Origin of the sequence: Actinoalloteichus spitiensis RMV-1378 (assembly GCF_000239155.1) — a bacterium.
Taxonomy (GTDB): domain Bacteria; phylum Actinomycetota; class Actinomycetes; order Mycobacteriales; family Pseudonocardiaceae; genus Actinoalloteichus_B; species Actinoalloteichus_B spitiensis.
In genome coordinates this window covers 1-429 of sequence record NZ_AGVX02000810.1, presented here as the reverse complement: position 1 = coordinate 429, position 429 = coordinate 1, and the positions used below count along the sequence as shown (strand labels likewise).

The 429-nt window shown below is 75.1% G+C and carries 1 protein-coding gene; it reads right to left on the bottom strand.

The window, feature by feature from the left end:
• Nucleotides 1-42 precede the first annotated feature (42 nt).
• Nucleotides 43-246, bottom strand: a complete 204-nt coding sequence (locus tag ACTIDRAF_RS31405) for an MbtH family NRPS accessory protein (protein ID WP_016701486.1) — start codon at nucleotides 244-246, stop codon at nucleotides 43-45.
• Nucleotides 247-429: the final 183 nt, after the last annotated feature.

Sequence of the window (429 nt, the reverse complement as noted above, 5' to 3'; positions counted from 1 at the left end):
GTCCGCGCCCGCCGCCGTCCGCGACGGGCGCGGGTCGGTGGCTCACACCGACCGTCGTGCACCCCCCTCCGGGGAGACCGGGTGCCGCGACACCAGGAAGTCCAGGCAGTTCCGCCTGGTGTCCGCCCCGAACGCCACCGTCCACCCGCGGGGCACCTCGGCGAACGCCGGCCGCACCGAGTACTGCCCCGTCTCGTTGCCCAGCACCAGGAACCGGTGCAGCGGCGGCTCCGTCCCCTTCGTCATCGAACCCCCTCCATCGAGTGCGTGAACCGCGACGAGTGAACCTGCTCGCCCTGCACGTTCGCTGCACGTCCGGGGAATCCGGCCGGCACCCCCGCCGGCCAGGACCCGTCCGAGCCGGTTCAGGCGCTGCGCACCGACAGGTTGGGACGGGACTGCGCGGCGCCCGACCCACGGCCCGCCCCC

Coding starts and splice junctions, on each gene's coding strand:
- ACTIDRAF_RS31405 (WP_016701486.1), bottom strand. CDS start 246: ATGACGAAGGGGACGGAGCCGCCGCTGCACCGGTTCCTGGTGCTGGGC.